The 24,477-nt window shown below is 52.6% G+C and carries 25 protein-coding genes; 19 read left to right on the forward strand and 6 right to left on the reverse strand.

All coding sequences use genetic code 11. The features are described 5' to 3' along the window. Positions 1-190 precede the first annotated feature (190 nt). Complete coding sequence (locus tag NSU18_RS02050) at positions 191-874, forward strand: 3D domain-containing protein (protein ID WP_341148062.1); 684 nt, start codon at positions 191-193, stop codon at positions 872-874. 218 nt (positions 875-1,092) lie between these two features. Here NSU18_RS02050 and NSU18_RS02055 read toward each other — a convergent pair whose 3' ends face one another. Continuing rightward, positions 1,093-1,989, reverse strand: coding sequence for a polysaccharide deacetylase family protein (locus NSU18_RS02055; RefSeq protein ID WP_445321784.1), 897 nt, complete (start codon positions 1,987-1,989; stop codon positions 1,093-1,095). Positions 1,990-2,125: 136 nt separating this feature from the next. On the opposite strand from NSU18_RS02055, the gene NSU18_RS02060 reads away from it, so the two are divergent. The 8 genes from NSU18_RS02060 (at position 2,126) to NSU18_RS02095 (ending at position 8,600) form a co-directional block, all read left to right on the forward strand. Next, complete coding sequence (locus tag NSU18_RS02060) at positions 2,126-3,166, forward strand: NADH:flavin oxidoreductase/NADH oxidase (RefSeq protein ID WP_341150968.1); 1,041 nt, start codon at positions 2,126-2,128, stop codon at positions 3,164-3,166. Between the two features lie 86 nt (positions 3,167-3,252). Then, entirely contained in the window at positions 3,253-3,957 is a 705-nt protein-coding gene (locus NSU18_RS02065; protein ID WP_341022315.1) for a dihydroorotate dehydrogenase electron transfer subunit, read from the forward strand. Then, on the forward strand, positions 3,950-4,882 hold the full coding sequence (locus NSU18_RS02070; protein ID WP_340753374.1) for a dihydroorotate dehydrogenase: 933 nt from the start codon (positions 3,950-3,952) through the stop codon (positions 4,880-4,882). The genes NSU18_RS02065 and NSU18_RS02070 overlap by 8 nt, the downstream gene beginning before the upstream one ends. Before the next feature lie 87 nt (positions 4,883-4,969). Continuing rightward, positions 4,970-5,320: a prenylated flavin chaperone LpdD gene (gene lpdD / locus NSU18_RS02075; RefSeq protein WP_341148063.1), complete on the forward strand. Its 351-nt coding sequence runs from the start codon at positions 4,970-4,972 to the stop codon at positions 5,318-5,320. Positions 5,321-5,388: 68 nt separating this feature from the next. Beyond that, positions 5,389-6,054 carry a PspA/IM30 family protein gene (locus tag NSU18_RS02080; protein ID WP_341022308.1) on the forward strand — a complete coding sequence of 222 codons (666 nt, stop codon included), beginning with the start codon at positions 5,389-5,391 and terminating at the stop codon, positions 6,052-6,054. A 129-nt stretch (positions 6,055-6,183) separates the two neighbouring features. Next, entirely contained in the window at positions 6,184-6,594 is a 411-nt protein-coding gene (locus NSU18_RS02085; RefSeq protein WP_341022306.1) for a DUF350 domain-containing protein, read from the forward strand. Between the two features lie 41 nt (positions 6,595-6,635). Next, entirely contained in the window at positions 6,636-7,142 is a 507-nt protein-coding gene (locus NSU18_RS02090; RefSeq protein WP_341148064.1) for a DUF4178 domain-containing protein, read from the forward strand. Positions 7,143-7,325: 183 nt separating this feature from the next. Further along, positions 7,326-8,600, forward strand: a complete 1,275-nt coding sequence (locus NSU18_RS02095) for a molybdopterin molybdotransferase MoeA (protein ID WP_341148065.1) — start codon at positions 7,326-7,328, stop codon at positions 8,598-8,600. 598 nt (positions 8,601-9,198) lie between these two features. On the opposite strand, the gene map is transcribed toward NSU18_RS02095, so the two are convergent. The 4 genes from map to xerS form a co-directional block, all read right to left on the reverse strand. Beyond that, positions 9,199-9,948 carry a type I methionyl aminopeptidase gene (gene map / locus NSU18_RS02100; protein ID WP_341148066.1) on the reverse strand — a complete coding sequence of 250 codons (750 nt, stop codon included), beginning with the start codon at positions 9,946-9,948 and terminating at the stop codon, positions 9,199-9,201. A gap of 43 nt (positions 9,949-9,991) precedes the next feature. Further along, the gene (locus NSU18_RS02105; protein ID WP_341148067.1) at positions 9,992-10,618 is read right to left on the reverse strand and encodes a TetR/AcrR family transcriptional regulator; all 627 of its coding nucleotides are present in this window, start codon (positions 10,616-10,618) and stop codon (positions 9,992-9,994) included. Between the two features lie 142 nt (positions 10,619-10,760). Beyond that, on the reverse strand, positions 10,761-11,630 hold the full coding sequence (locus NSU18_RS02110; RefSeq protein WP_341148068.1) for a pentapeptide repeat-containing protein: 870 nt from the start codon (positions 11,628-11,630) through the stop codon (positions 10,761-10,763). Positions 11,631-11,679: 49 nt separating this feature from the next. Further along, entirely contained in the window at positions 11,680-12,774 is a 1,095-nt protein-coding gene (gene xerS / locus NSU18_RS02115; RefSeq protein WP_341023351.1) for a tyrosine recombinase XerS, read from the reverse strand. Between the two features lie 135 nt (positions 12,775-12,909). Here xerS and NSU18_RS02120 point away from each other — a divergent pair, with 135 nt between their 5' ends. From NSU18_RS02120 to NSU18_RS02140, 5 genes are all read left to right on the forward strand, one after another. After that, positions 12,910-13,419, forward strand: a complete 510-nt coding sequence (locus tag NSU18_RS02120) for a GNAT family N-acetyltransferase (RefSeq protein ID WP_341022295.1) — start codon at positions 12,910-12,912, stop codon at positions 13,417-13,419. Between the two features lie 33 nt (positions 13,420-13,452). Continuing rightward, the gene (locus NSU18_RS02125) at positions 13,453-14,508 is read left to right on the forward strand and encodes a hypothetical protein (protein WP_341148069.1); all 1,056 of its coding nucleotides are present in this window, start codon (positions 13,453-13,455) and stop codon (positions 14,506-14,508) included. Between the two features lie 184 nt (positions 14,509-14,692). Continuing rightward, the gene (locus NSU18_RS02130; protein ID WP_341148070.1) at positions 14,693-15,325 is read left to right on the forward strand and encodes a TetR/AcrR family transcriptional regulator; all 633 of its coding nucleotides are present in this window, start codon (positions 14,693-14,695) and stop codon (positions 15,323-15,325) included. Position 15,326: 1 nt separating this feature from the next. Next, positions 15,327-16,226: a hypothetical protein gene (locus tag NSU18_RS02135; protein ID WP_341022290.1), complete on the forward strand. Its 900-nt coding sequence runs from the start codon at positions 15,327-15,329 to the stop codon at positions 16,224-16,226. Between the two features lie 11 nt (positions 16,227-16,237). Then, a complete protein-coding gene (locus NSU18_RS02140) occupies positions 16,238-16,726 on the forward strand; it encodes a flavodoxin domain-containing protein (RefSeq protein ID WP_341148071.1) in 489 nt (162 codons plus the stop codon). A gap of 713 nt (positions 16,727-17,439) precedes the next feature. Here the strand turns inward: NSU18_RS02140 and NSU18_RS02145 are convergent. After that, the gene (locus tag NSU18_RS02145) at positions 17,440-18,393 is read right to left on the reverse strand and encodes a Gfo/Idh/MocA family protein (RefSeq protein ID WP_341148072.1); all 954 of its coding nucleotides are present in this window, start codon (positions 18,391-18,393) and stop codon (positions 17,440-17,442) included. A 101-nt stretch (positions 18,394-18,494) separates the two neighbouring features. Here NSU18_RS02145 and NSU18_RS02150 point away from each other — a divergent pair, with 101 nt between their 5' ends. The 5 genes from NSU18_RS02150 to NSU18_RS02170 all read left to right on the forward strand — a co-directional run bounded on the left by NSU18_RS02150 (position 18,495) and on the right by NSU18_RS02170 (position 24,459). Further along, complete coding sequence (locus tag NSU18_RS02150) at positions 18,495-19,490, forward strand: helix-turn-helix transcriptional regulator (RefSeq protein ID WP_341148073.1); 996 nt, start codon at positions 18,495-18,497, stop codon at positions 19,488-19,490. Between the two features lie 219 nt (positions 19,491-19,709). Next, entirely contained in the window at positions 19,710-21,500 is a 1,791-nt protein-coding gene (locus NSU18_RS02155) for a cache domain-containing sensor histidine kinase (RefSeq protein WP_341148074.1), read from the forward strand. Further along, positions 21,493-22,260, forward strand: coding sequence for a response regulator transcription factor (locus NSU18_RS02160; protein WP_341022280.1), 768 nt, complete (start codon positions 21,493-21,495; stop codon positions 22,258-22,260). Before NSU18_RS02155 ends, NSU18_RS02160 begins: the two co-directional genes overlap by 8 nt. Positions 22,261-22,390: 130 nt before the next feature. After that, entirely contained in the window at positions 22,391-23,680 is a 1,290-nt protein-coding gene (locus NSU18_RS02165; protein ID WP_341148075.1) for an ABC transporter substrate-binding protein, read from the forward strand. A gap of 86 nt (positions 23,681-23,766) precedes the next feature. Beyond that, positions 23,767-24,459, forward strand: coding sequence for a hypothetical protein (locus NSU18_RS02170; protein ID WP_341022277.1), 693 nt, complete (start codon positions 23,767-23,769; stop codon positions 24,457-24,459). Positions 24,460-24,477: the final 18 nt, after the last annotated feature.

The following is a 24,477-nucleotide window of genomic DNA, read 5'->3' on the forward strand; positions in this document are numbered from 1 at the left end:
GAAACATGGCATATTTATGCCGAGTCCCTTAATAATGATTAAGAATATGTAATATTTATATCGGTGGTAACGCTTTATTTGGGATAATTATTTCCAATTGCCACAAAAACATAGCCAATGGTTACAAAGTTGTGATATATTCATTACTGTTAGTTTACAAACCTGGCGTCACCATTGAAGGAGGCAATTCATGAAACTCAAGATCAGAGCCATCACCGCCCTGGCGGCCGTACTGGGACTCGGCACCTTGCTTCACGCAGCTCCCGTTCAAGCTGACAGCGTACATATCGCTGGAGATACTACTACCTATTATACTCTATCCAATCATTATGGCATAAGCGTTGATGAGCTTATGAATGCGAACCCGCAGATTTCAGCGCTAAATATCTATCCCGGGCTGAAATTCACCATTCCGGGTGATGTTCAAGCCAAGACTGTGGCAGTAGCCAATACTGCAGCAGCTTCAGTAGAAGCTGTGGACGCAGCAGAAGTTCAAGCCCTGAGTGTGCAGCCGGCGACCAATACCGTTCAAGCCTGGGGCAAAGAATTCAATTACGCCAAAGTGCTGCAGGTCAAGGCTTCCGCCTATTCCTCGGCAGCCAGCGAGAATGGCAAGTGGGGCGCAGTCGATTATTTCGGCAATGCGCTGAAGCTCGGAACCATCGCCGTTGATCCGAGCGTGATTCCGCTGGGAACGAAGGTACTCGTAACCGGGTATACCCATCCGGGCCTTCCGAAGCAAGCCTTCGTAGCGACAGCGACGGATATGGGGAGTGCGATTAAGGGCAACCGGATCGATATCTTTATTCCGGGCAGCCAGAGCTTTGTAGCCGATTTCGGTTTTCAGTATGTAAATTTATATATTATTGAATAAACCAATAATGAACCTTTGTACCATATCAAGCACAATACGTAATCATGAAAAGGAAACAAAACCAGGCAGCATCCGCCGGTTTTGTTTCCTTTTTAAAATATAAGGATTTATATGTTTTTCGCTATACATGATCCTTCTATTTCTCGCTGAAACGGTACCGTCCTTCAAAGGACGGCAAAGCCGTTTCCACTTGCATTAGGACTCTAATGATCAAGCGGTTATTTGCTCTTGCTGACCTGTAGCATCTGGGGAACGGTCACGAAGCTGTATCCGCGCTGCCGCAGAATGCCGATGATCTCAGGCAGCGCCTGCAGCGTCCCTTGGAGGTTACTGCCTCTGCCGCCGCCCCCGTGCTGAAGAATAATGGCCCCTCTGCCAGCCTGGGAGAGAATGTTGTGCTTGACCTGATTTTTGGACAGGCCTCTCCAGTCGAGGGAGTCGACGTTCCAGTTCACCAGCTTATAGCCATGCGACTTCGCCCATTTAACCTGCGGCTCATTGATATCGCCATATGGCGGGCGGATCAGCTTCGGCTTGTATCCGGCCAGCAGCTGCAGAATATTCTCCGTACGGATAATCTGGATGCGGAACGCATTCATACTCAGCTTGCTGAACTGGGGGTGATTATAGGAGTGGTTGCCGATGGCATGGCCTTCGCGGATCATGCGTGCTACCAGGGCGGGATGCTTCTCCGCACGGCTGCCGACCACGAAGAAGGTGGCTTTGACTTTATATTTGCGCAGCACATCCAGGAGCTGCGGGGTGTAGCGGGGATCAGGCACATCATCGAAGGTAAGAGCGATCATTTTATGGCGTGGTCCCTGGGTCTTGAGTGTCTCCGGGTATTTGCGCAGTAATTGGCTGAGGGAGAGGCCCTTGCTTCTTTTATGGCGGTTTACTGAAGAAGGGGAGGCCGCTGATCCGGCAGGTACTGCCGTTTCTTCTTCAATAGAAGCTTCTGGCCGGGAGGATGGCAGGATCTCTTGTGCCGGCACTGGCGCAGGACTATCTGCCGCGGCTGCAGAGACAGGTACAAGCTCCGCAGCCGGTGCAGACAGGGCCAGGGCAATGACGGATATAAACAGCACAATTCGGCGGAATATTGCCAGTTTCATCAGAACGAAGCCTCCTCCAACCACGGTCCGGTTATTTTAGAATATAAGGGTTGTTATTTCCAAGCAGCCATGAAATTATGCCGTGAATCGTTGTATACTGAAATGGATCATAGATACGGGAAGGATGGAGACAAGAATGACCGATTTGTTTGCACCTTATGAACTGAAGGCTCTGACCCTGAAGAACCGCGTGGTCATGCCACCGATGTGCCAGTATGCGGTTGAGAAGCAGGACGGTATTCCCAATGACTGGCATTATGTGCATTATGTCAGCCGGGCTGTCGGGGGATGCGGCTTCATTATTGTAGAGATGAGCGGAGTTCACCCTGATGGGCGGATTACGAGCCGGGACACCGGGATCTGGGATGACGGGCAGATTCCGGCGTTCAAGCGGCTGACGGATGCCGTTCATGCCCATGGAGCTAAGATTGCCATCCAGCTCGGACATGCCGGCCGTAAGGCCGTCGATGCTGCCCCGCCGGTTGCACCTTCGGCCATCCCGTTCGATGATACCTATGCGATGCCCAAGGCGCTTAGCCGTGAAGAGATTACGGAGCTGATTATCGCCTTCCGGGAAGCGGCGCGGCGTGCGGTTGAAGCGGGGTTCGATACGGTTGAGCTGCATGGAGCCCATGGATACCTCATCCACCAGTTCCATTCCCCGCTCTCCAATATCCGGGATGATGAGTATGGACAAGACCCCATCTTGTTCGGGGAACAGGTGGTAGAGGCAGTGCGTGAGGTGCTGCCGGCTGAAATGCCGCTAATCATGCGGGTGTCCGCCAAGGAATACGTGGAGGGCGGTTATGATGAAGCGTATGCGCTGGAATTCTGCCGCCGCTATAAGGAGGCAGGCGTAGACCTGTTCCATGTATCCTCGGGCGGGGAGGGGCCGATTGGCTCGAATGGCGGCCCGAATGCAGGGTCAGCTTATCAGGTGGGGCTTGCCGAATACATACGCAGCGGATTACAGGTCCCCGTTATTGCTGTAGGCCGTCTGGAGTCCTATGAGGAAGCGCAGGCGGTGATAACGGAGGCGAAGGCAGAGCTTGTAGCTGTAGGCAGAGGCCTGCTCAGTGACCCGTACTGGACGCTTCATGCTGCTGAGGCACTGGACGGTATTGATCCGTCCGATCTGCCCGCACCTTATGTACGCGGAATCTGGAACAAGAAATAGAGGGCATCATTTGTGAATAATGTCACAGATTTTAAGTTCCTTCTAAGGCATGGTTAATAAGATTAAATTTGAAGGAGCTTGATAACGTGGCGACGGTGATTAGTAATGAGCGGCTGGCTGAAGGAGTGTACCACCTGGTAGTTGAAGGGGGAAACAGCGGGGAGATGGGTCAGTTCTACATGCTGCGGGCATGGGGAGCCTATCCGCTGCTGTCAAGACCCCTTAGCATACATCAGGTGAATGATAACGGTGTTGAATTCTTGTATCACGTAGTGGGCGAAGGAACAGAGATCCTTGCCGCACTGAATCCGGGCGATCCGCTGGAGCTGGAGGGACCGTTCGGTACAGGCTTCCCGCAGGTCGAAGGCAAGGTAGCGCTAGTGGGCGGGGGGATCGGAATTGCTCCGCTGTATTATTGTGCGCAAAAGCTTCCGGGAAGTGATATCTATCTCGGCTTCAGCCGCGAGCCTTTCCGTACCGAAGCCTTCCGTCCTCTGGCTGCTGAGCTGACCGTCGATGTAGGCGGATTGATTCTGGACAGCGTGGATTTCTCGGCGTATGACCATATCTTCGTCTGCGGCCCGCATCCGATGCTGAAGGCTGCACAGCTCAAGGGCATTGCTCCAGATTCTGGGGGCAAGCGCCCCGCCGTCTATCTGTCCCTGGAGAACCGGATGGCCTGCGGCATCGGCGCCTGCCTGGTCTGCAGCGTCTCTTGTAAGGACGGGCAACGCAAAGCCTGTGCGGACGGTCCTGTCTTCCTGGCTGAGGAGGTATTATTCCATGATTAATACAACTGCAACGATTGCCGGTGTGTCCTTCAAGAACCCGATTGTCATGGCTTCCGGCACCTTCGGCTTCGGCCGTGAATATGGCCGGTTATACGATGTGTCCCTGCTGGGCGGTATCTCCGGCAAGGGTCTTACGCTTCATGCCAAAGCCGGTAATCCCGGAATCCGCGTCTATGAGACCCCTTCCGGGATGCTGAACAGTGTAGGGCTTGAGAATCCGGGAGTAGAGGCCTTTCTGGCCAAGGAGCTGCCATATTGGGAGACGCTGGATACCGCACGTATCGTGAATCTGGGCGGCAACACGCTGGCGGATTATGTACTGGGTGCGGAGCTGATCCAGCGGGATGCGGATGCCCGTCTTCTGGCCGGGAAGCCGGCCGTGGATATGATTGAACTGAATATCTCCTGCCCGAACGTGAAGGAGGGCGGGATTGCTTTTGGCGTGAAGACTCCTGCGGCACAGGAAGTGGTCCGTGCGGTCCGTGCGGCTACAAGCCTGCCGCTGGCCGTGAAGCTGTCGCCGAATGCAGAGGATATCGCAGAGATGGCTGTGATGTGCGAAGCAGAGGGCGCGGACGCCGTCTCTCTGATCAACACGATCTCCGGGATGAAGATCGATGTCCGCCGCCGCCGCAGTGTCTTCAATAACCTCTATGCGGGACTGTCCGGACCGGCGATTAAGCCGGTGGCTCTGCGTATGGTGCACCAGGTATCCCGCAGGGTTACCATTCCGGTAATCGGCATGGGAGGCATCACTTCGGCTACGGATATTATTGAATTTATTATGGCGGGGGCGACTGTAATACAGGTTGGTACCTACAACTTCATGAATTTGCGGGCGGGCAGTACGCTTGTAGAAGAATTGCAGCAGTTTATGAAGGAAGAGAATATTTCCTCACTGGATGAGATCCGTGGTATTGTATAGGCAGCAGGCCTGTATACAATGATCTTTTTGCCGCAGAATGAGAGATCTCTACAGCCTATGGTTAATATAAAGGGAGGGGAGTTCAGCTTGACGACGAATCCGGTGCATGCTGATGATATTGTGCTGTCCGAGACCGAGGTAGGCCGCGATCTGCTGCTGCTGATTACCGGGGGAGTACGCCATATTGGTGCGGCAAGCACGGCGTACATGGACGGAGACCTCGCGCGGGTGATGACCTCTGCCGTTCCCCATCATAAGGAGCATACGATCAGTGAAGCCATTGCGCTGAAGGCTGCTGCCGCATTGAACCGGACAGTCACGGTTGTGATGGGCATTCACTATGACGATCTGAGCAAAGAGGGCATTCTTGCGGTCGTAAATATTGTGAATGATAAGGTGGAGCGATATTTAGTGCAGAAGGCCGGAACAAATTTTTGAAACGATCCCCATCTCCCTGCGTAAAAGATACCATTGAACCACTAACTTTACTTTTGGAGGAATGAACCATGTCTATATTTAAAAGATTGCGTGATCTGACCATGTCCAATGTGAATGCGATTATTGATAAAGCAGAAGATCCGGTTAAAATGACCGACCAGTACATTCGTGACATGACGGAGGATCTGGAGGATGCCGAGAAAGCGGTAGCTGCCCAGATCGCTATTGAGAAGAAATTCAAACAGCTGTACGAAGAGCAGGAAGCGCTGGTGAACAAGCGTAATCAGCAAGCTCATGCAGCCGCTCAGGCCGGTAACGCCGATCTGGCCCGCCGTGCCCTTGAAGAGAAGAAATCGGCAGAAGCCAAGCTTGTAGAGTACAAGGCCAGCTTCGACCAGAACAAGGCTTCCGCAGACAACCTGCGCGGCAAGCTCGACGAAATGCGCAAACAGCTTACCCAGATGAAAAACAAGCGGGAGACACTCGTTGCCCGTTACAACGCTGCGAAGGCGCAGACCGAAATCAACAAAGCGATGAGCGGCTTCAGCTCCGACTCTGCTTCTGCCGGACTCAAACGGATGGAAGACAAGATGCTGCAGGCCGAAGCACAGGCTGAAGCCAGCAACGAGATGAGCTCGGGCAACAAATCGCTGGATGATGAGTTCGAGAAGCTGGGCAAAGACCAGGCGGTTGAAGATGAGCTGGCTGCGCTGATGAAGCAATACGAGAAATAATAACATATTGGCAGAAGCCGGACTTTAGGCAATTGTCCACAGGCGAAGGGGAGACAGAACGCGCGGTTTCCCCTTCGCTTTATGTTTGTCTTACCTGTTAGGAAATATGAACAAGCGGGGGCTGGAGTAATGGATTTCGATACCCTGGTGTCCATGGTAGTATGGACGGTCAGCGGCGCAGTGCTGCTGTGTGTGCTGATGCTCGTGGATTCGCTGTTTACCCGTTATAATGATATGGAAGAGCTGAAGGCGGGGAACATGGCTGTGACTACCCGGCTGGTGTTGAAGCTGCTGTCACAAGGCTATATTTTATCGGCATCCATTGCTGCGGCGAACCGGCTCGGGACCGCCCTTATAGTCTCAATAGTATCTTTTGTCTTGTTATTCGTGCTGGAGAAGGCGGTAGAGCAGCTCCTGAGCCGGTGGGGGAACCTTGAACTGGATCATGGCACCCAGCTTGGCAAGGTCGGCTACGGCCTGATGGCAGGCTCGCTGCATGTGACGGGAGCATTGATTATTGCGGCCTTTATCCGCGGATAAGAAGAAGGATTAGCGTACCAATCTGTAGGAGGATGATGGCTTTGGGTCTTTGGAAAAGAATCGGCAATCTGTTCTCGAAGCCGGAGGCGCCTAAAGCGCCCGCAAGCATGCTGACCCTGTCTCTCGGAGATATCTGTGAGGTCTCCCTGGTCACCTATGAAGTGACGGGCCGGACGAAGACGAGCGGCCGGAATGCCGTTGTACTGACACTGCGCGACGGGAGCCGGATCGCCTATCTGTATATAGAAGAGCGGGAAGAGCTGCAATACAGATTGTATCACCCGATAGACGGACGTCTGGACAGCCCTTCTGAGGTTCCGGCTACCCTGGAGCTGGATGACCGGACCTTTTATCTGGAGGAAGAATATGAAGGATATGCCGCCGTTACCGGGCAGACCCCTTACATGAACGGCGGAGAGCAGCATGTCTGGCAATACCAGTCGGATGATTCGCGTCTGCTGCGGGTGGAATGGCAGAATGGACGGTTCATGCTCTATGAGGGTGAAAGCGTCCTGTCGGCTGATGTAAGAGTGATCCGCGCGTCTTAAGCTGAATGTAGCAAGGCTGCGGCTGCGCTGCTGACAGCTGAATAGAATCGGGATTGAATAAGGGATGCATGCGCTTGTTACAGGCCTGTGCATCCCTTTTGCCATGTCTTCATGTTAAAATAGGGCGTAATTGGCTTAATGAGCAGCAACCCAGCGGATGAAGCAGAAGGAGTGAATTGAAAAGTGACTAACGAATACAATAATGATAAATTTCAGCGCGCAGCGCTTCAAGTTGCAGAGGCGCAAGGCAGGCTGAAGCCTTATGCTGCGCTGCTTGCGCAGGAAGCTGTACCCCTGCATCTCAGCAGCGGGCGTTATCTGGCTGAGTCTGTCCATGCACCGCATCCTTTTCCGGCATTTGACCGCTCCAGTATGGACGGGTTCGCCGTGATAGCGGCTGATACTTTCGCGGCAGGAGCCCCTGACACGGTGTGGCTTGAAGTCGTCGATGTCATTCCCTGCGGCGCAGTAGCCTCCAGAGAGATTACGGCTGGCACTGCTGCGCGCATTATGACAGGGGCGCAGATTCCACGCGGTGCAGACACCGTGATTATGATGGAAGCTACGGAGAGCCGGGTAGAGGACGGAGTCACCTATGTCGGTATCCGCAAGCTGCAAGAGCGGGGGCTGCATATCACCCCTTGCGGACTTGAGCTTAGAACGGGTGACCTGGTACTTTGTGAAGGGACTCTAATCGGCGCTGGCGAAATTGCTGTTCTGGCAGCGCTCGGGGTGCCGGAGGTTCCTGTCCGCCGCAGACCCAAGGTGGCGGTCTTCGCCACCGGAACTGAGCTGCTGGAGGTGGACGAGCCGTTAGTCCCGGGTAAAATCCGCAACAGCAACTCGCCCATGCTTGAGGCGCTAATCCGGGAGGCGGGCGGAGAACCCGTGATGCTGGGAGCGATCATCGATGATCTGGAGCTGGCCCGCAGTAAGGTGCAGATGGCACTGGAAAGCTATGATCTGGTGATCACTACAGGCGGCGTATCTGTCGGGGATTATGATATTATGGGTGATTTGGTCCGTGAGCAGAGCGGAGAGCTGCTGTTCAATAAAATAGCCATGCGCCCCGGCAGCGTTACCACGGCAGCCGTTCGCGGCGGGAGCATCCTCCTTGCCTTATCCGGCAACCCGGGCGCCTGCTTCGTAGGATTCCAGCTGTTTGCCCGCCCGGTCATCGGGCTGATGCAGGGTGCAGCCCGGCCGTATCTGCCGGAGTGGACAGCGGTGCTGGGTGAAGATTATAAGCGGACCAACAGCTTCACCCGCTATGTCCGCGCCCGCCTGGAGATCCGCGAAGCAGTGCTCTATGCTTATCCAGCCGCCGTAGACGAGTCATCCGTCACGGTTACGATTAAAGACAGCGACTGCCTGATCGTCATCCCGCCGGACAGTGGACAATTATCTGCCGGGGATAAGGTAACTGTGCTGAAGCTGCCGGGTGAGATCAGGGGATGAGACACGGCAAGCCTAAGCATGTCTATTAGCGGCCGGCCAGCAAACCGGTAAGTCAAAGGACTAACCAACTAAATTTTTATTATGCTATTTCATCATATGAAAAATTCATAATAGAACCGCAAAACCCGGTCATTTATCTGATAACGGTAGCTGATTGTATTTCCTGCAATAGAAAACGCATAATTGACCGTGAAAGGAGATTCTATTGTACTTCATACAGTAGAATGTTGTGTTTTGGATGAAAAATGGCATTTGTTCAACATTCAATTGCACGGAATACAATAGATTCTTTTTCGAAGCTGTTTCTACCGCGTTCTATTGTACAAAATACAGTTGCTATCGTTCCAGCGTCTACAGCACCCGATTAACTGCTGCTTTGAACTCAAAATTAGTTAAAAATTCAACACATGAAAAATTCATAATAGTAAGTTCAAAACCTAACCCCAAAACACCAACCAGCAAGCAATACCATCCTATCCTGCGGCAGCATCCATCGCCGTATCCGGAAAACCCGGTTAAAAGGGTAATAAATAAAACCCTCCAGTTCTCTATTAGGGGACAGTCCCTAAATAGAAACGGGAGGGTTCTACTACAATGATTACTGTGCCGTTAAAATCAACGGTCCATCTGCAGTAATTGCAATGGTATGTTCATACTGAGCAGAGAGCTTGCCGTCAGCTGTTCTCGCGGTCCATTCATCATCGTCGATGGTGATCTCATATGTGCCTTCGTTAATCATCGGCTCAATCGTAAATACCATGCCTTCTTTGAGGCGGATGCCTTTGCCAGCAGTGCCGATGTGTACGTAGCTCGGCTCCTCATGGAGACTTCGTCCGATGCCATGCGCCAGCAGATCGCGTACGACGGAATAACCGTGTGCTTCGGCATGCTGCTGGATGGCTGATGTGATGTCACCCAGCCGTCCTCCCGGAACAGCCCGGGCGATCCCCAGATCAAGGCATTCCTTCGTTACCTGCATTAATCTCTGTGCCTCCGGGCTGATCTCACCGACAGCGTAGCTCATGCACGAATCTCCAAACCAGCCCCCGTATTGCGCCACTATGTCCAGCTTCAGCAAGTCACCTTCCTTCACGACCCGTCTGCTGGATGGAATCCCATGTGCCACCACATCATTAATAGATATACAGGTCTCGGCAGGGAATCCGTTATAGCCTTTGGTGAACTGCTTGCCGCCGAGCTTGGTGATATGTTTGGCCACAAGATCATTAATTTCAAGCGTTGTGATTCCAGGTACAATATGTTTGGACACCTCACGGTAGCAGTCGGCCACAATTTGGCTGGCTTTTTTCATCTCTTCAATTTCTCTGGGGGATTTTAGAATAAGCATGTTGACTGTAGCCACTCCTTCTTCTTTCAATAGTGTCTGTCTTTTATAGTTTCAGAACTCTGACGATCTCCGTTGCATCTTCATTCAGCTGCCCTCTGCGGAGGGACAATGCAGCACAGCCAACGAGAGCGGCTAACAGCATCTCCGTGTACTGCAATTCATGCTGCGCGTCGTCTGCCATCCCTCCAGGAATCAGTGAGTTCTCCATAAGTCCGGTGCCAAGCATCGTGGACAGCGGGGTCAGCACCTCCCGGCGGAACTCGGCAATGAGCGGGGAAGAGCGGGCTTCAGGCAGGGTAGGGAATCCCTCACCCGCCTGCTTGCACAGCAGATAGATAGCATGATCCTCCGCCCACAGCTGCAACAGCCGCACCCCGGCGGCAGAACTCTCCAGCGGGATCTTTAACGGTAGCTCCGGTTCTGCCATAGGCGGGGACTTCAGCCATTCCGCTGCCCGGTCGAGCGCATCCCATAAGAGGTCGTGAAGCAAATCGCCCTTATTGCTATAATAATGATAGACCGTACCATAACCGAGACCTGCCTCCGCAGCCACATCCCGGATTTCTAATAGAGGCCCTTTATTCAAAAATACGTCCGCTGCTGCTTTGCGGATCTGCACCAGCCGCCGCAGCCGGATATCTTCGTTCTGTTCCTTCGTGCGGGGAGTCATTTTATCCGTTCACCTCATTTATTTTAGACCTGCTGTCATGTCAATATAAAACAACGGCAGTCATATGGCAAGGGGAAATATCTGAACCACCCCTTTGAAAATTACAAATAAACCGGATAGAACATCATCCGGTTTATTCTCCTTAGACCCAGTGCTCCGGACGCCTTAAGGATTCCGGGAGCTTGGTGGACGGGTTGCCTTGCGCAGCTTGCAGCTGCGCTTGAGTGAGGAAGAGGCTGCCCCGCAGATCGGCTCCGCTTAGGTTCGTGTCGCGGAAGTCTGCGCCAATCAGATCGGCGAACCGCAGGTCAGCGCCGCTCAGATCTGCAGCGATCAGATAAGCGCCGCGTAAACTGAGGCAGCGGAGGTCGGCCCCGCGTAGCCTTGCCCCAATCAGATCGGCTCCGCGCCCATAGCTCTTCTGGCGCTTTGGAGCCGGGAAGAGTTGCTTGCGGGCAGCGGTGCGCGCTAGCTCGCTGGCACGCAGCAGCAGCTCATTGACGTCAGCGCGGTGTACAGGCACATCGAGCTGAAGCAGCTTTTCCGGGCTGAGCAGGGTGAGGGCTTGCGTCTGCTCCAGCATTTTGTCAAGCGAATCATGCAGGGTCTCGGCCCCGCGCAGTGTCAGTGCCTCGTGCAGATACCATAGCAGCTCATGCAGCTGGCGCATCACAGGAAGAACCTCGAACATCTGTCCCGCAGTCTCAGGAGCCTGACGCCAGTCGCGTCCGCCATAGGTTAGATTGGAGATTTTCTGACCGGCCCCGAAGCAGTCGTATACCGTACATCCCCGGAAGCCGCGATCTCTAAGCTCCGTATGAATGCCGCAAAGGAAATCCGCCCGCAGATTGGGACAGGGCTGTCCGGCAGGCTTGTCAATAGCGAAGTCTGAGGAAGCAGAGAAATGAAGCGCTGCGCAGCATAGACCGAAGCAGTTCAGACAATCCGATTGCAGCTCCGGCAGTCCGGGATTCGCAGTATGGGATTCAGGAAATGAATGATTGTCTAACAAACGTATTCCTCCAAAAAATGAATGGGATTAACATAGCGGTTCACGCAGATTATTGCGTTGGTTCATTGTCCATACGGCGTTCAATCGCCTCAGACATCGTTTTATCCGTGAGATGGGCATAGATCTCGGTAGTCTCCGTAGAAGCATGGCCCAGTTGTTCCTTCGTCCGGTAAATATCGTTCTGCAGGTAATAATCAGTGGCAAAAGAGTGCCGCAGCTTATGAACCGTCAGATAAGGCTTGCCGAACCGTTTGGCGTATTTGATGATCATCTCCTGGATCGCCCGTTTGGTCATCCGTTTACCTTCTTTGCTGCCGTTGGGCAGGGCAATGAAGAGGGCTTTTTCACGTTTCGGCGTCTTGTACCTGCTCTGGCGAAGGCTCAAGTACAAGCTGAGATCATCCTTCGACTGTTCCCGGAAATAGACCGGGGTCTTGAACGTCTCATCGTTATGACCCTTACGGAAGACATAGAGCAGCTTGTTGTTGACATCCAGATCATCCACGTTCAGGTTGACTACCTCAGAGACGCGCAGACCGGAATTCAGGATCAGACTGGCAATACAGGCATCCCGTTCCCGGTTAAGCTGCCAAGAATAATAAGCCTGCTTATTGGCTTCCACATCTGTCCCATATCCATCATAAATGTAGCCTACGAACTCCAGCAGCTCTTCGTCCTCCAGAATTTTACCTTTGAGCTTGGCGGCGGTATCCTTCGGTTTGTGAATGCGCTTGATCTCAACCTTGGCCATAATGTTACGCTTCAGCAGCGGGTAAAAGTTCTCATCCTCAGCAATCTGGCTTAAGTAATGGAACAGGGAGCGCAGCGCAGACAGCTTACGGGATACGGTTACCCGCGAATTCGCATTTTCAGCCCGGGTGGTTAAGTACAGACGGTAGCCGACAATGCTGTCCATATGCAGGGTCTCCAGCTCAAGCAGAGTAATGTCAGCATTGCTGGCCGCAACAGACAGACCTTCACCCCGCAGCCAGCCGAAAAAAGATTCATAGTCCCGGATATACTCCAGCAGCGTGGAGGGGGACAGATCCGGCCGTTTATAGTCGATAAACTGCTGGACGAACCAGGGCATCTGCGGCAGCCGCTGATCCAGGTTTGCCCGGTCGGTAGCTTTTTGAATACTGATGAGCTTCACCTTCTTTATAGTTTCCCCCAGGGGGAGGGCTGTGCTTCTATCTTACCATGTTTCCGGCAAACCTTGCTCCTGATGAGACAAAGTTATATGATGGGTAGTAAACGAAAACGGCAGAGGTGAACCTTAATGGAACTTGGAATCGAGCTGGTTCCTAAAGAGCAGAAGCAGATTATCAGCAGATTGATGCAGTTCTATTTGTATGACTTTACCCGCTACCTGGAGCTGGAGGTGGACCGTGAAGGATTGTTCCCGTCCTATCCGGGACTTGAGGCTTACTGGAGCAGCGGCAAAAATAAATTCGCCTACCTGTTCACCGTAGACGGCAATGTCGCAGGCTTTGCCCTGATCGACCGTCTGCTGCGCGACCCGGAGGGCGAGTTCTATATGACGGAGTTTTTTGTAATGCAGCGCTACCGGCGCAGCGGGGTAGGAACCTGGGCGGCTCACCGGCTGTTCGACATGTTCCCCGGAAGCTGGAAGGTGTCGCAGATTCGTGCCAACACCCCGGCGCGGGATTTCTGGCACCGGGTCATCGGAGCTTACACCGGCGGTGATTTCCAGGAGCGGTTCAACTCCCGCCAAGGCAATCCCAGCCAATACTTCAGCACATTAAATACTAATAGAGTTAAGAAATAAATTCACCTATTCCTGGGAGGCTTCAGCGCAACTTTGGATTATATCCAGCGTCTGGTAACTGAGGTGATTAGATTGTCCAAGCGAATGAGCTTATGGGGAGCGGGCTGTCTAGCTGCTGCAATTACAATCAGCACAGGCTGCAGCAATGCTGCGGATCAGGGGTCTTCGGGTGCAGAGCGCACGGCTCAGCCGTCAGCTACGCCCGCAGCAGCTACGGCAGCTGCTCCTGAAGCCGCGGTTCCGACTCCGTCGGCCACAGCAGCGACTGCTGTTAAATCCGTGTCGCTGATTCCCGAAGTACGGGAGTATTCAGGAAGCGGCAGTGGCTACGAACTGGATGGCGTCAATGTCCAAGCGAATTACTCCGCAGACCAGACTTTACCGCTCGGGGTGTTTCTGCCGGAGACGATGATCCGTTTTGAACAGGATGGCAGAACGGCGTGGGGGACAGCGGACAAGCATAATTATATTACGTTAATTAAGCTAAGCTCTGAGAAGGGTGCAACTGGCGGAAGGTTCGAACCCGGTATAGACCCGGGACTGCTGAAGTTCAAGGAATATGAAGGGAGCAGTGTGGAGGGGAACCGGAGGGTTGAGGCCTTTATTTTCACAGCCCACGAGGATTCTTACCGGGCCGAGATCCATATTCAGGACGAGCAACGGGATAAGCTGCTTCCCCTCTTCACATCTATGCTGAGTGGTATGGAGTACATGGAGAAGCAACCGCCGATTAAGCCGGGAATCTTCTTCAAGGTACCTGATGTAGGCTCTAGTCCGGGCAATAAGCAAGCGCTTCAGGAGACACTGGACTGTATCGCAGCCTGGTCTGCCGGAGACAAGGAGAAGTTCGCTAAGGCGATGATAGATCCGAAGCTTGGGGAAGCGCTGCAATTCTTGCTGGATCATAAAAATATCTACCGCTTCCATAAACTGACCGTAGTCGGAATTCCTGTCGAGGGAACCAAACGGGCAGCCTTCTTAGTAGAGTTTACGAAGATGACCTCTGAGGGCTATATTACGGATAGCAACAATGAGATCTCTCTGCTGCTGAATAAGCAGGGGGAGTGGAAAATCGCTAATATTGATTAGGCAGAGTACCTGCCGAAGCTCGAAAGCTTGAGACTCCTGCGGGGTTTCAGGCTTTTTTGCTGTATAAATAATCACAACCTTCTGAAGTACCGGCGTCTATAATCTAAGTTGAACGATGTTCAAAAACATTACAGTGTTCAATGAAACGAAGCAGAAACACCCTAACAGAAGGAGTCTGACAATCATGGGCAAAGTAGAGAGACAAGAGCAGGAGCGCGAAGCGATGCGTAATCTGATTCTTACTACGGCAGGCGAGCTGCTCGCGGAGAAGGGGATCAGGCAGCTGTCGATCCGCAAAATCGCTGAACGGATGGAATATTCGGCCGGTATTATTTATCACTATTTTCAGGGAAAAGAGGATATTGTAGAACAGCTTCTTCAGCGGGGCTACCGGGAGTTAATGGGCGGACTGATTGCCGGATCGGAAGCTTCGCCGGATGAAACCTCTCCAGAAGAGCGTTTAAGACGCACGCTTAGACAGTTCATTAAGGTGACAACAGCGGAAGGCTCACAGTACCGGAGTATGATGCTGAATGTTTCGCCGTCCGTGCTTAGCCATACCGGGGTTTTGCATCAGGGAGCAGCCCTGGAACGCAGCGGGATCGCTGGTCTCTGTGAGACGCTCCGTCAATTCAGCGGGATGGCCTCCTGTGAGCAGAGGGAGCTTGAACTCACCGCCCAAATCATCTGGAGCGCAGCCTTCGGGCTGATTATGAGGCTGATGGTGGAGGGGAGTCTGCCTGAGGTGCAGAAGGAGGCTTTGATTAACCGGCACATAGAAGCCATGGTGCAGATTGCACAAGGATCGGGGGATTAAGGTGAGACATAGACGAACCATTAGCATTTTAACGTGGATGGTGATTGTGCTTGGAATTGTTGCGTCAGCAATCGGGCTATTTTCAGGTGAAGGGGCAGAGGAGGGGGGAAGTCATCCATTCTATACCTCCATCCGGGGAGAAAAGATTGAGTTGTACGGTACCGGCATCTACAAGGATGATTCTTTGTCCGCAGCTTCTCAGGCTATCGCTCAGGATGGCATTACTCTAGTGGTTGGCATTCCTTTGCTGCTCGTATCTCTGCTGCTGAGTCTTAGAGGAACCATCCGGGGTCGGCTGCTGCTGGCCGGAGCGCTTGGGTACTTCACCTATACCTATGCTTCATACTGTTTTCTGGCCATGTATAATGATCTGTTTCTGGTCTATGTCATGCTGTTCTCGGCCAGCTTATTTGCATTTATTATGGTCTTTCGCTCGGTGGAACGGGACGGGGTAGTGATGAAGTCACAGCTTCCGGCGGTAAGCATTGGCTTCATCCTGCTGCTGATCGCCTTCCTGATTATCATGCTATGGCTGGGCCGGATTGCCGGTGCCTGGCGGGATGGAACCGTGCCTGCTGGGCTAGAGCATTACACCACGCTGGTAATTCAGGCACTGGATTTAGCTGTACTCCTTCCGCTTATGGTTCTGACAGGGACATTACTCGTCCGCAGGCAATCTTACGGTTATCTTCTGGCTCCAGTTGTCCTGGTAAAAGCGGCAACCCTGCTGACCTCCATCTCCTCCATGATTATTGGAATGCTGAGGGCCGGTGTTTATGTCTCCTTGGTAGAGTTGATTCTGTTTCCATTGTTTAATCTGGCGGTCATCTGGTGTCTCATTGTTGTACTGCGCAATGCGCAGGAACCTGGACAACCCGCAGGCCCATTACCCATAGAATAGAGGCGGACGCAATGAGCAATCGGATATTGATCGTATTTGCAAGCAAGTACGGGTGTACGGAAAAAGCCGCATTACTGCTGCAAGCCAGGCTGGACGGGGCCGGATTGGTCAATCTGAAATCTGGCAAGTTGCCGGATCTGACTGGCTACGACACAGTAATTCTAGGCGGCTCCATCTACTATGGAAAAATCCGTAAAGAGATGGCTGCATTCACAGCCCAGCACAAGCAGGAGCTTTTAACCAAGCGTCTGGGATTGTTCATCTGTGCAGGAATGACAGGGGAGAAGGGGGAGCAGGAGCTTAAGCAGGCGTATCCCGGGATCATGTACAGCAAGGCGCTTGCCAGGGAGATTATGGGCGATGAGATCTACCCGGACCGGATATCTGCGCTGGATAAGTGGGTTATACGTATGGTAAAAGGCAAGGAGCACAAGACAGGAGGCGGGCTGTCCATGGATAAGCTGGAACGCTTCGCGCATACGATGGCGGCAGGCGGGTAGGGTGGAGGAGAACGAAGGTTAGCGGCGATGTAATGAGGTGGAGCAGCAGTATTTTGAAGCGGCAATGCGTTAAATTGAAGGGGAATTAGACGAAAAGAGAGACGGCAAAACATCGACGGCAATACATCGATAGAACATAATAAATATTATGTTAACTTAAAGTCGCTAACGATAGTGTAACAAAACAAAAACCCACAAAACGAAATACAGCAACTCTACATTCTCTAATAACCACATTTCAACATATGAAAAATTCACAATAGAAAAAACAAAAATACAAGCTCCCCTAATCACTACCCCTAATATCAAACTCTGATCTGAACTTAGCGACTAACACACGGAAAAAGGAGGAAAAACCCTGCCAAATCGGGCGTTTGTTGTCAATCCATTGGGGCAAGGCAGTGAGGGAGGAACCGGCAGAGGGTTGCCGGGTGAAGCTGTGGGAGGAAGCACGTGGAAAAATGTATCTTGTTTCACCAATATCCAATAGATTAGCGGAAGCAATTGGAAAATGAGCATCTACTGGAGGCGATGTTGCGTATTTGCCGGGAAAGTGCCTGAAGAAGTGCCATTTTTCCAACTGTTATCCCAAGTGGGACGATTCGTTCATTAGCAAATGTAGAAAATCCAACTACTTCCGTTCTACAAACTTCGCTTAGTACCGGGCGGCCCGATTCATTAAGTCTGCACTGGCCAGTGTCTGGCCGGCAGAATCATAAAGCTACTGTCCCCGCCGTAAGCAGATTCGTCAATTGGAAGGCCATGTTCAGAGATTTCAGCGACTGTCGCAGCGACAGCGTAGAATTTGTCCCGTCCCGGAGGCTCAGGAGGGCATGGTGCAAGCTTTTGGCATAAGTATCACTTGGAATCAGCGGGAGGGCTACTTGTCCCTCAGAAGTGTACCCGGTAAGGCTGGCCTGGATCACCCCATTCGGACCACTGCACTCACGGAACTCCAGCTTCGCTTGCTCGAAATAGGCTTCATACCCGATAGTAAAAGGATAACTCCCCGACATCTGCGAAGAGACGGTGAGCTGTGCACTCCAGTCGGGCTGCAGGAAGGAGGCCAGGACCAGCGCCTGTCCATCCTTACCCCCGGAGGTCCCCCAGACCGCAGAAGGTTCAGGTGAATCCATCAGCCAGGCGATGAAATCCAGCTCATGAATCATCAGATTGGCAGCGATGGCCGTGAGGCCCAGATCTCCCCAGAGCGGAGCGGTCTCACGGCGCATACTCAGATGCAGAAGCTTCCCGTAGGTCTCCTCACGTACCGCCTGTTCCAGGTATTCATAGGCATAATCGAATTTGATGAATTGGTTGACGAGGATTCTGCGGCCATACCGCTGTTCGGCATCCAGCAGCTCCCGGCCTTCTTCAGGCTCCAGAACAACCGGTGTCTCGCAAAATACATGCTTGCCCCGTCTCAGCGCCTCTACCGCATAGGTTTTATGGAACGCAGACGGCAGACAGATATCCACTACGTCAATCGCGGGATCAGACAGAATGTCCTCAGCATTCATCGTGATCTCTACCCCGAGCTCTTCCTTCAGCTTCAGCAGCTTGGCCTCATTTCTGCCGAAGACCACGATCCGGTCCACAAACTCCATGTGCTTCAACAGAGAGGCGTGATACGCCCCGAATCCAGTTCCCAATATGCCAATATTCATTTGCAGCAGCTCCTTACATTTGATACATTCATCTTAATGCAGTATTGTTGACAACTGAGTGGCAAGAATAGCTGATAAATCATGAGATTTGGGGGAGACATATGCGGCTGCACCGACTGATTGCAATACTTTTACTGCTTGAATCCCGGGGAAAAATGAAGGCCAAGGAGCTGGCCGAAGCGCTGGAAACCTCTGTCCGTTCGGTCTACAGGGATGTTGATGTCCTGGCGGAATCGGGCATTCCACTTGTGTCGGCCACCGGGCCGAACGGCGGGATTTCGCTCATGGAAGGCTATACGGTGAATCTGCGGAGGCTGCATGGGGAAGAGGTGGTTCAGCTCTTTTTGACAGGGATGGGCATGCCGGCGGGCGGTTCAGGAGAGACCAGTCTGCTGCTCAAGAGTGCGCTTCTGAAGCTGGAAACAAGCTTGCCCGCACCCTACCAGGAGGATATCCGTACTGCGCAGCGCCGGTTTCTGTTCGATGCTACGCCGTGGTGGAGCGGTCAGGCAGCGGTGCCGTATCTTGAGACTCTGCGCACTGCAGTGTGGAGGGGGCGGAAGATTACGGCAGATTACCGTAAGGTGAATGGGGAGAGCTCGCTGCGGAAGCTGCAGCCCTATGGACTCATCGTGAAGCAGGGGGAGTGGTATCTTGCGGCCTATTGCGAGCGGGCAGGTGGTCTGCGGACATTCAAATGCGAAAGGTTCACAGCCGTTACTTTGCTGGACGAGACCTATGCCATTCCTGAACAGTTCTCTCTCCAAGGCTACTGGAGTCAAGCAGAGCAAGCCTTTGTTCAGACCAGCAGAGCACGGGAGCTCTATCCGGTGGTCATCCGTACCCGTGATAAGAATGAGCAGATCTTGCAGGGGCTGGAGGTCATGGATACAGAAGCTGATGGAGAAGCACGGCTTGTAACGGTAAATATGTATGATTATTGCTCGGCCTGTGCGAGGGTGCTGCCGCTATTGGTTCATGCTGAAATTGTGGGGCCGCCGGAGCTGAGAGAGTACGTCAGTAATCAAGTACGAATGTGGGAGAAATTATATAATCGCATCAAGGCGAATAATCAATATTATGTTAACCTTACTTAACCATCGAAGAGTGTCAATAATAAACCCCAGGCCTTGCTTCTCAGCAGGTTTGGGGTTTATTGACTTTGTTGAACCGTACCTTTTCCAAACATAAGAGGATAGAATTCAATTACAGAACATTATACGATAAACTGTAAACAGGTTTAGATGTCAGATTACTTAACAAAAGGAGGTCTTGAGATGCTGCGGGGGCTGATCCTACGGTTGAGAAGAAGTAAAATGCGTACCAGACTGCTGCTATTGTTCACCATGCTGACGCTACTGCCGTTAAGTGTGCAGGGGATGGTGACGTACCGTCATTTCTCCTCCACCCTGAACGAGAAAACAAAGCAATATACAGTGGATGTCGCCGGACAGGCCAACGCCAATCTGGACAGGCTGCTGAAGGATCTGGAGCGGTTGTCACTGATGCCTCTGTATGATGAACAGGTGTTATCTATTCTGGCTAAATACGATGGTCCTATGGGCTCAGGCACATGGGCGCTGTCTGAAGATTATCAGAAAATGAAGCTATATACCTCTGCACAGGCGTACGATCGCCCGGAAATCCGCGGCATCCATCTGCTGAGCAACAGCGGAACTCTGTTCTCCAACGTGGAACCGCTGGCTGTGAATACATCGTGGGATGCAAGACGCGATGAATGGTTCAGCGCTTTGGAGCGGTCGGACGGCGAGTGGACCATTCTTCCTCCGCATCATCCGTCATATTATGCCGGAACCGACCCCTCATCTTATATTTCGGTGGCCAGAGTTATCAAGGAACCCAGGACGCTGAGACGTCTGGGCTATATCCTTATCGACGCTAAGCAATCGGCCTTCGGCTCCGTTTTCTCTAAGCTGAAGATTGAAGAGTCCACGAATTTGATGATTATCGATGGAGACCAGCGGCTGCTATATGAGCAAAAGCCGGATAACGGGCAGTCGGCCTACGGCCAGCTTATGGGCTCCGGGCGGATCGATGAGCTGCATGGAGGGGAGCGGGAGAGGCTGGGAGGCACAGATTATTTGTTTATCAGCCATAGGTCTCCGTATTCAGGCTTGTCCGTCATCGGCTTGACTCCGATCGGAGTCATTCAGAAGGAGTCGCGTGCGTTGATGATTTTCACGTTATGGCTTGCCCTCTTTTGCCTGGTGACGGTGCTGCTGCTCGCTTATGCGGTATCGTACCGGATTACCCTCCCGCTGGTGGAGCTCAAGAGCAATATGTCCAGGGTGGAGCGGGGCGATTTCAACATGCGGGTCAGTCCGCTGGGGGGAGATGAATTCGGGCAGCTAGGCCGCGGATTCAATAAGATGATGGACGAAATTAACCGCTTGTTTCATGAGGTGCTCGTGATTGGACTACGGGAAAAAGAGGCAGAGCTGTCCGCCCTGCAGAGTCAGATCAACCCTCATTTTATCTATAATACGCTGGAATCGATCAATATGATGGCCGTCCAGCGCAGGCATGAAGAGGTATCGGACATGGTATCCGCACTGGGCAAGCTGCTTCGCTATACGATTGACAAGGCTGGCCGGCTTGTATCGCTGGGAGAGGAAATTGCGTTCGTAGACTCCTATGTGCGTATCCAGCAGATCCGCTATGGCGGGAATCTGACGGTGCATAACGAGATTGAAGAAGAAGTACTGCATTTGCGCATACCGAAGCTTACCATTCAGCCGCTGGTGGAGAATGCTATCGATCACGGGATCGCAGGGCGCGAAGCAGGGACGATCTGGGTGTCCGCGCTGCGTTTTGACAACGAGCTATTAATTACAGTACGCGACGACGGGAACGGCTTAGAGGAGGAGGAACTCACGGCGCTGAACCGGGAGATCGGGCAAGATCCCTCCATGGATTCGCTCCGGCGCAGCGAGGAGGAGAGTCTGGGGCTGCGCAATATCGGCCAGCGGATCAAGCTGCTGTACGGGGAAGGCGGGAGCCTCACGGTTGACGGAAGTCCGGGGCAAGGGCTGGCTGTGACCATTACAATAACGATACCGGAAGCAGGGGGAGAAAAGGATGTATAAAGTGCTGCTCGTAGAGGACGAAATCGTGATTAGACAAGGAATGCGTGAGCTGATTAGCAGGTCGGCGCCCTTTTTCGAGGTGACAGCTGAAATGCCGGGTGGACGGGAAGCGCTGCTGTACTTAAAGTCCGAGCTGCCGGACGTAATGATTACCGATATTCGTATGAAGGAAATGGACGGACTGGTGCTTGCCGAAAAGGTGAAGTCGATGTACCCCGGACTGCTCGTCATTATTGTGAGCGGATACGGCGAATTTGAATATGCCCAAAAAGCCATTGAATACGGTGTTCTTCATTACCTGTTGAAGCCCGTAGAACGCCATGAGCTGGTTAGCGTGATGGAAAAAGCACGGCTGCTGCTCGATAAGCGTCATGGCCTATCTTCTCTGGAACAGACGCCAGACCCGCTGCGGGTGGAGAGCGGAGGAGATACACGCAAGATCATACGGGATGTTAAGGAATATGTCAGACTGCATATTGACGGGGATCTGCGGCTGCAGACGGTAGCCTCCCATGTCAATCTGAACGCTACGTATCTGAGCCAGCTGTTCAAGGGGGAGGCGGGCTGCAATTATTCAGACTATGTAACCGATTCCCGGATGGAACGTGCGAAATGGCTGCTCAGCCATACCCAGCTCAAAATCTATGATGTCGCCCGGCTATCCGGCCATCAAAGTCCGAAGCATTTCATGCTGGTGTTCAAGCAGCAGACGGGGATGACGGGTGGAGAATACCGCAATCAATTTAATAGTCAAGAATGATATGTTAATTATTCTAACGTAAAACATAAATATAACGAACCATTCCTGTATTTTGGATGATTTCTACACCCAATACGTCTCCTTTATACTAAAAGAGTCATTAAAACTAACATATCGAAGGGGGATATTCATGAAAAAAGCAGGGGCAGTGCTTCTTTCAGCCATGCTGCTGGGTTTAACGGCAGGTTGTGCCAAGCCCGCAGCAAGCGGAAATGCTGAGAGTTCCGGGAAACAGGGAGATGTGGAGTTAAAGTTTCTGATGTGGGGCAATCAAGGGCATATGGATGTGTACAACAAGCTGATCAGCCAATTTGAAGCAGACAATCCGGGCATTAAGGTGACTATGGATTCGGTGCCATTCACGGATTATCAGCAGAAAATATCTGTCCTGGCCGCAGGGAAATCCCTTCCGGATATTGCCTGGGTCTCGGAGCGGATGATCCCGCAGTTCAAGGCCAACGGCATTCTGGCGGATGTCTCCTCCTTCAAAGACGATGCTTCCTTTAACCTGGACGATTATATTCCGAGTACGCTAGATTTGTTCCGGGACGGGGATCAGTTACTTGGCCTGCCGTTCTCGACACCGCCGGTAGTCATGTTCTACAACAAGACGCTGTTCGACAAGGCGAACCTGACCGACCCGAATACGCTGGCCTCTGAAGGGAAATGGACCTGGAAGACCTTTGAGGAATCGGCCAAAGCAATTGCTGTCAAAGACGCTGGGGGCCGGGTATATGGCGCGAACTTTTTCCGTGATTGGAAGACCTGGGCGATTCTGTCCTCGTACGCGTGGTCTTATGGAAGCGGCCCGTTCAATGAGGATCTGACCGCATTCACCTGGAATGACCAGTACGGCGTGGAGACCATGGAGCTGCTGGAGCGGATGATGTATAAGGACGAATCCCACCCGAAAGCTGGCGAGCAGATCAGCTTCGACGCAGGAAATCTGGGCATGTTCTTCGACAACTACAGCTATGTCTCGAAAGCGCGTGACATTAAAGGCTTTGAATGGAGCATTGCACCTATGCCGTCGGGCTCCGCAGGCAGTGTTCCGATGCTGGGCCAAGCCGGCTATACGCTGTTCAAGGACAGCAAGCATCCGGAGGAAGCCAAAAAGCTGCTCAAGCTGTTCGCCAGCCAGTCAGGCATTGAGGCAACATCCACTTATTTCGTACCTCCGCGTACATCGGTTCTGAGTTCCGATGCTTTCCTGAACCAGCCGAATAACCCGCCTGCTGAGCACATCGTGCAAGCTGTTATCGATGAAATGCCGAAGGCGCGCATCATTCCGGGTCACATCCGCTGGCAGGATATCGACAATGCGGTGCTGCAAGGCTTTGACCGCCTGTTCGGACAATCCGCATCCGCCAAGGACAATATGGCGAAGATGCAGAGCGATGTCGAGGCTATTTTGAAATAAGACTCCGGGCTTGGGGCCGTCAACCGGCATTCAGAGAAGTGCAGTGTCCGGCTTGACGGACCGCCCGATATGGGGAGCGGAATACAATGGGTAAATTAAAGCGCAGATTGGAGCAAAGCGGCCTGTCCTTGATCATCAGCCTTCCTGCCAATGACGTAAGATTGGCAAAGGCAGCGCTTGAGGAGGGCGCGGATGCTTTGAAGGTTCATTTTAATGTCGGCCACCGGGCCAGCGGTACGCATTTCGGTCCGCTTGATAGATATGAAGATACTTTTAGCGAGATTCGGGCTGCCTTTGACGGTCCATTTGGGGTAGTGCCCTCAGGCAGCTTAGAAGGTGTGTCGGAAGAAGAGATTAGGCGGCTTGCTCCGCTCGGGTTCGATTTCTATTCGATCTATGCCCATCATCTGCCGTCCTTCATGCTGGAGGATCACGGCTTGGACCGGACCTTTGCCATTAATGATACCTATGATCTCAATCAAGTTCTGGCGGGGGTGCGGTTCGGGATCACGGCGCTTGAAGCATCCATTGTGCCTGGCAGCGAATACGGCACGGGTCTCAGCTTAGCAGACCTGCTGAAATACCGGTATCTGGCCGACCATTCCGGTCTTCCCGTACTGGTGCCTTCCCAGCGCAAGCTGGTTACAGGAGATGTACTATCCTTGCAGCGCGCGGGAGTGAAAGCGATCATGTTAGGTGCGGTGGTGACGGGCAAGACAGAAGATGAGCTGCGGCGTGCGGTTAGCTCGTTCCGTGGTGCCATAGACAAATTGAGCTAGGGGGCGGTGAATTCCGGC

The sequence above is a fragment of the Paenibacillus sp. FSL H8-0048 genome, from assembly GCF_038002825.1.
GTDB lineage: Bacteria > Bacillota > Bacilli > Paenibacillales > Paenibacillaceae > Paenibacillus_AQ.

Excerpts from the sequence above, each read along its gene's own strand:
- NSU18_RS02050 (WP_341148062.1), top strand. The coding sequence starts at position 191 with ATGAAACTCAAGATCAGAGCCATCACCGCCCTGGCGGCCGTACTGGGA.
- NSU18_RS02055 (WP_445321784.1), bottom strand. The coding sequence starts at position 1,989 with ATGAAACTGGCAATATTCCGCCGAATTGTGCTGTTTATATCCGTCATT.
- NSU18_RS02060 (WP_341150968.1), top strand. The coding sequence starts at position 2,126 with ATGACCGATTTGTTTGCACCTTATGAACTGAAGGCTCTGACCCTGAAG.
- NSU18_RS02070 (WP_340753374.1), top strand. The coding sequence starts at position 3,950 with ATGATTAATACAACTGCAACGATTGCCGGTGTGTCCTTCAAGAACCCG.
- NSU18_RS02080 (WP_341022308.1), top strand. The coding sequence starts at position 5,389 with ATGTCTATATTTAAAAGATTGCGTGATCTGACCATGTCCAATGTGAAT.
- NSU18_RS02085 (WP_341022306.1), top strand. The coding sequence starts at position 6,184 with ATGGATTTCGATACCCTGGTGTCCATGGTAGTATGGACGGTCAGCGGC.
- map (WP_341148066.1), bottom strand. The coding sequence starts at position 9,948 with ATGCTTATTCTAAAATCCCCCAGAGAAATTGAAGAGATGAAAAAAGCC.
- NSU18_RS02105 (WP_341148067.1), bottom strand. The coding sequence starts at position 10,618 with ATGACTCCCCGCACGAAGGAACAGAACGAAGATATCCGGCTGCGGCGG.
- NSU18_RS02120 (WP_341022295.1), top strand. The coding sequence starts at position 12,910 with ATGGAACTTGGAATCGAGCTGGTTCCTAAAGAGCAGAAGCAGATTATC.
- NSU18_RS02130 (WP_341148070.1), top strand. The coding sequence starts at position 14,693 with ATGGGCAAAGTAGAGAGACAAGAGCAGGAGCGCGAAGCGATGCGTAAT.
- NSU18_RS02140 (WP_341148071.1), top strand. The coding sequence starts at position 16,238 with ATGAGCAATCGGATATTGATCGTATTTGCAAGCAAGTACGGGTGTACG.
- NSU18_RS02145 (WP_341148072.1), bottom strand. The coding sequence starts at position 18,393 with ATGAATATTGGCATATTGGGAACTGGATTCGGGGCGTATCACGCCTCT.
- NSU18_RS02150 (WP_341148073.1), top strand. The coding sequence starts at position 18,495 with ATGCGGCTGCACCGACTGATTGCAATACTTTTACTGCTTGAATCCCGG.
- NSU18_RS02155 (WP_341148074.1), top strand. The coding sequence starts at position 19,710 with ATGCGTACCAGACTGCTGCTATTGTTCACCATGCTGACGCTACTGCCG.
- NSU18_RS02160 (WP_341022280.1), top strand. The coding sequence starts at position 21,493 with ATGTATAAAGTGCTGCTCGTAGAGGACGAAATCGTGATTAGACAAGGA.
- NSU18_RS02165 (WP_341148075.1), top strand. The coding sequence starts at position 22,391 with ATGAAAAAAGCAGGGGCAGTGCTTCTTTCAGCCATGCTGCTGGGTTTA.
- NSU18_RS02170 (WP_341022277.1), top strand. The coding sequence starts at position 23,767 with ATGGGTAAATTAAAGCGCAGATTGGAGCAAAGCGGCCTGTCCTTGATC.